Below are 4,632 nucleotides of genomic sequence, written 5' to 3' on the forward strand. Positions count from 1 at the left end.
TTTAAATTGATTTTATTGTATAGTTTAATAATTCTATTAATCCAATTATAAAAATCATGACCACCCGTTAGACGGGTGGTCATGATTATACTAATTCACTTTTCAAATAAGCATCTACTAAAGCTTCAGTTGCTTGAATTGATTTAATATGAGTTCTTTCATAGGAATGACTTGATTCGATTCCTGCTCCTAGTAAAGCATGTTTGACATCTGCTCCTGCACGCATGGCAGCTGAAGCATCACTTCCATAAAATGGATAAATATCTAAGCGATAGTCAATCTCTTTTTCTTTTGCTAAGTCTACTAAATGTTGACGTAGCGTATAATTATAAGGACCAGAACCATCTTTCACACAAATAGAAACCGTATATTCATCTGTTTGTTGGTCATCCCCCATTGCACCCATATCGACTGCTAAAAATTCCACAGCATTTTCAGGAATACTACTATTCGCCCCTGTTCCTGTTTCTTCAATACAACTAAACATAAAATGAGTCGTTACTGGTAACTGAACATGCCAATCACGATAAGTTTTTAATAAATTTAATAAAATAGCTGCACTAACTTTATCGTCCAAGAAACAACTTTTTACAAATCCAGTTGAAGTAATCGTTGTGCGTGGATCAAAGGAAACAAAGTCTCCCACTTCAATTCCATAACTTCTTGTCTCTTGTTCAGAATTTACTTCTAGATCCAAACGAACTTCCATATTATCTTGCGTACGTTCTGCTGTACCAGCATCTTTATAAACATGACAACTTGTTTGATGAATTAAAATCGTTCCCGTTACAGATTCACCTGTTGAAGCAATATGAACGGTACAGTTTTCTCCTTCAATCATATTCCATGGATAACCACCAATTTTATCTAATTTCAAACGACCACTTGGTTTAATAGCACGAACAATCGCTCCTAATGTATCAACATGGGCAGTTACTACACGACTACTCGTGTTGTCCTTTCCCTCTACCGTTACGATAATATTCCCTTTTGGTGTTATTTTGTAAGGGTAACATAATTTTTCAAGAGTTTTCATTAAGTACTCTTGTACTCCTACTGTATATCCCGTTGGAGAAGGGACTGCTAATAATTCTTGTAAATATTCTAATGTTTGATTCATGTATAAATTCCTTTCAAATAACTTCTAAATTCCTACCATATCTCGGTAAAGTTGATGTGCATAACTATCCGTCATTCCTGAGATAAAATCAGTTGCCAATAATAAGCGTAAATATAATTTTTCCACTTCAGATTTACCTTCTGCAAAATAATGATACGAACGTTTTTGACTTTCTGAAATGATGCCAATTTTCTTCAAATCAACATAATCTAATCGACGTTTTGTATCATAGGCTACTAATGGTGGAACAAAACTATCTAATAAATACGTTAAAGTAGAATAACCTGAAATTTCCAAACGTAAAATACTCTTATGATCATATATTTTATCTTCAGAAATTTTTCTTAAATGAGTGTATAACTCATGTGCGCTAGAGTCCGTTAATAAATCTTGCTGATACTCTCCATTCATAATCTTCTCATAATGAAGAACGAAAGACTCTGTCGCTGCATCGATTAACATCGTTCTTAAATCGACAAAAAATTGATTAATACTAAAAATTTCTTCATCAATCGTTTCTAATATTTTCACAACTTTTTTAGAATGCGAAGAAGTTTTATCTTCTTTTAATACGGAATGTAAATATTCCTTTACAACGGCAAATCTTAACACACCTTTTCCAATGGCATCTTCCATATCTGCAATTAAATATGCAATATCATCCGCAGCTTCTAAAATAAATGTCAAAGGATGGCGATTTTCACCAGTACCTGTAATAGCAGTTATTTGACGAAAAATATCTTCTTCAGCTCTGAAAAATCCTACTTTTTTTGAAGTGATTTTCTCTGTTTTTGGCTGATTAGAAGCACGTGTATATTTTAAAATCGTATTAATCGTAGCAGGAGTTAAATCTAACCCATCAAAGTTTCCCTTAAAATCATGTAACTTCGATACAATTCGTAATGATTGGGCATTTCCTTCAAAATGATAAAAATCATGTACATAGGGACTTGCTAAAAATTCATCTGCTACATCTGAATGTTCTGCTAAAATCTGTGGTAACTTTTTCTTAAACCATTGTCGAATAATATCTTCTCCAAAATGTCCATACGGAGGATTACCAATATCATGTAATAAACTTGCACATTCCACAATTCGAGCAATATCACTTTGATAGTTAATCATTTCTTGTTTGCTGTAATCTGTTTCGGTCAATGAATCTTGTTGCAATAATCGTACAATTTCACTCACTAATGTTCTTGCAATCATTGCTACTTCTAAAGAATGTGTTAACCTTGTATGAATAAAGTCTAATCTTTCTAATGGAAATACTTGCGTCTTATCTTGTAATCGCCTAAAAGCAGGACTTGTTACAATTCTTTTATAATCATCATCAAACTCGTTACGATGGTTTGAATCTTTGTCTGAAAGACGAGTAGTTGCCAATAAAGTTTTCCATTCCATGTCATCACTCCTTTCCTCTATCTTAAACCAATTTACGAAACATTTCCATCTTAGAAAGAAAAAAGAGCAAAGTATTCGACTACTTCACTCTCTAATGATTATTTGGATAAAATCAATTCTTCTTTCATATGAATATCGTGTAATTCTCGCTTAAAGAAAAATAGACAAAGAACTAAAGAAATGACATCTGATACAGGAGTCGCAAACATCATCCCCTCTACTCCAAAAATATAAGTCATCAATAACATGACAGGTAATAAAATCAATAATTGTCTTGCTAATGATAAAAATGCTCCCGTTTTTGCTTTTCCAATTGCCGGGAAAAATGTTGTAATTAAAATCGTTATTCCATTAATTAAAGTAAATAGCATAAAGAATCTCATATAACGAATTCCAAATTCAAAATACAAATCATTTCCATTCCCAAATAGTTGAATAATTTGTAACGGGAAAATTTCAAATACTGCCCAAGTAACAAATGAAAGTCCAAATCCTATTTTTAACGCTAGAAAAATCGTTTGACGTACTCGCTCGTAATATTTTGCCCCATAATTATATCCGACAATCGGCTGAACTCCTTGCGTCATTCCAATAATTAATGCAATAAAAATAACAAATACTTTTGCTACAATTCCACCAACTGCAATTGGAATTTCACTCCCATAAATAGACATAGCTCCATATGTTTTCAATAAATTATTCGACACAATTTGTACAATTAAGGCTGAAATTTGGAAAATAAATGAAGTCAATCCTAGAGCAGCAATTGCTTCTACTTGCTTCATATGTGGGATAAAATCTTCCCATTGAAATTTCACGGAACGAAACTTTGGAATATATGCAAATAATAATAATGCTGAAACCATCTGACTGATTACCGTTGCCCAAGCTGCTCCGGCAATGCCCATTTGAAATACAAAAATGAAAATTGGGTCTAATACTGTATTTAAAATAGCTCCTACAATAATTGCCATCATTGAAAAAGTCGCTCTTCCATCTGAACGAACAAGAGGGTTAAATCCTGTTGAAAATAAGAAAAACGGAATTCCATATGCCGTAATACGAGAATATTCCATGGCATAATCAAAAATTTGATCCGTTGCTCCAAATAATTGCATTAATGGTGCTAAAAAGATTTGAACAAGCAGGCAAACTGCAATTCCCATCACGATTAATTGAACGACCGCTGTTCCTGCAATTTTTCTAGCCTTCTCGACTTCTTTACGACCTAATTCTAAATTAAAATTAGACGCCGCTCCTACTCCTGTCATTAATCCTAATGCTAAACAAATTGTTGTAATTGGAAAAGCAATATTCGTCGCAGCATTTCCTAAATAACCAACTCCTTGTCCAATAAAAATTTGATCAACGATGTTATATAAGGCATTGACGACATTAGCAATCATTGCGGGAATCGCTAATTGCATCAATAATTTTTTGATGGGCTGCGTTCCCATCGGATTTTCAATAGTTGTCATGAATGAACTCCTTTTTTGTAACTTTGAACAAAAATATTGTAAGGTGGTTTAAATAAATATGTCAATTGTATAAATTTGAGATGTAAATCTTTTTTACTAAATTCCTAAAATCTATTTCCGTTAGGATATTCAACATCTAAATTACTACATAATTTGTTTCATAATTTCATTTATAATTTGTACAGACTCTTCGAAGGATATATCTTTTGAATATTTAAATTGACGTTGGTAACGAATCCAGAGATTTTTCTGATAATCAGAAGTTTCAATCCCTCTAACCTGATTTTTCCAATTTTGAATCAATTCTTTGCTATTTCGTTTTTCACTTGTATTCTCTACAGCTCTTTTTAAAATCGTAAAATCTATTTGATTTTTTCTAAGTTTAAATAAGGTAAATAAATCATATCGATCACGAGGACGTGTTGAAGCAACTCCTCTACTAATAATCGTTTCTAGTTTTTCTGCAAGTACAGTTTCTAAATTATAGGTCCATACATCAATAGTATGATTAGTAAATAGCGAAGGCATTGAATAAGAAATCTCTCTAGGTGTAATTTTATCACCCGTTGTAACATCAATCATGACCACCCGTCTAACGGGTGGTTTGAACCGGGGCTATAAGCCCAGATT

At 32.7% G+C, this 4,632-nt stretch carries 3 protein-coding genes and 1 pseudogene; all 4 read right to left on the bottom strand.

The annotated features are described in order from the left end of the window. Window positions 1-85: 85 nt before the first annotated feature. Window positions 86-1,120, bottom strand: coding sequence for a M42 family metallopeptidase (locus tag RWL86_RS08220; RefSeq protein WP_314078745.1), 1,035 nt, complete (start codon window positions 1,118-1,120; stop codon window positions 86-88). A 24-nt stretch (window positions 1,121-1,144) separates the two neighbouring features. Beyond that, on the bottom strand, window positions 1,145-2,524 hold the full coding sequence (locus RWL86_RS08225; protein WP_314078747.1) for a deoxyguanosinetriphosphate triphosphohydrolase: 1,380 nt from the start codon (window positions 2,522-2,524) through the stop codon (window positions 1,145-1,147). A 98-nt stretch (window positions 2,525-2,622) separates the two neighbouring features. Further along, window positions 2,623-4,002 (bottom strand): MATE family efflux transporter, encoded by a 1,380-nt coding sequence (locus RWL86_RS08230; RefSeq protein WP_314078749.1) that lies wholly within the window; start codon window positions 4,000-4,002, stop codon window positions 2,623-2,625. A 144-nt stretch (window positions 4,003-4,146) separates the two neighbouring features. Beyond that, window positions 4,147-4,599 (bottom strand): annotated as a pseudogene (locus RWL86_RS08235) (nucleotidyl transferase AbiEii/AbiGii toxin family protein); the annotation flags it as partial. Between the last annotated feature and the right edge of the window lie 33 nt (window positions 4,600-4,632).

Source organism: uncultured Granulicatella sp., from assembly GCF_963515095.1.
Lineage (GTDB): Bacteria > Bacillota > Bacilli > Lactobacillales > Aerococcaceae > Granulicatella.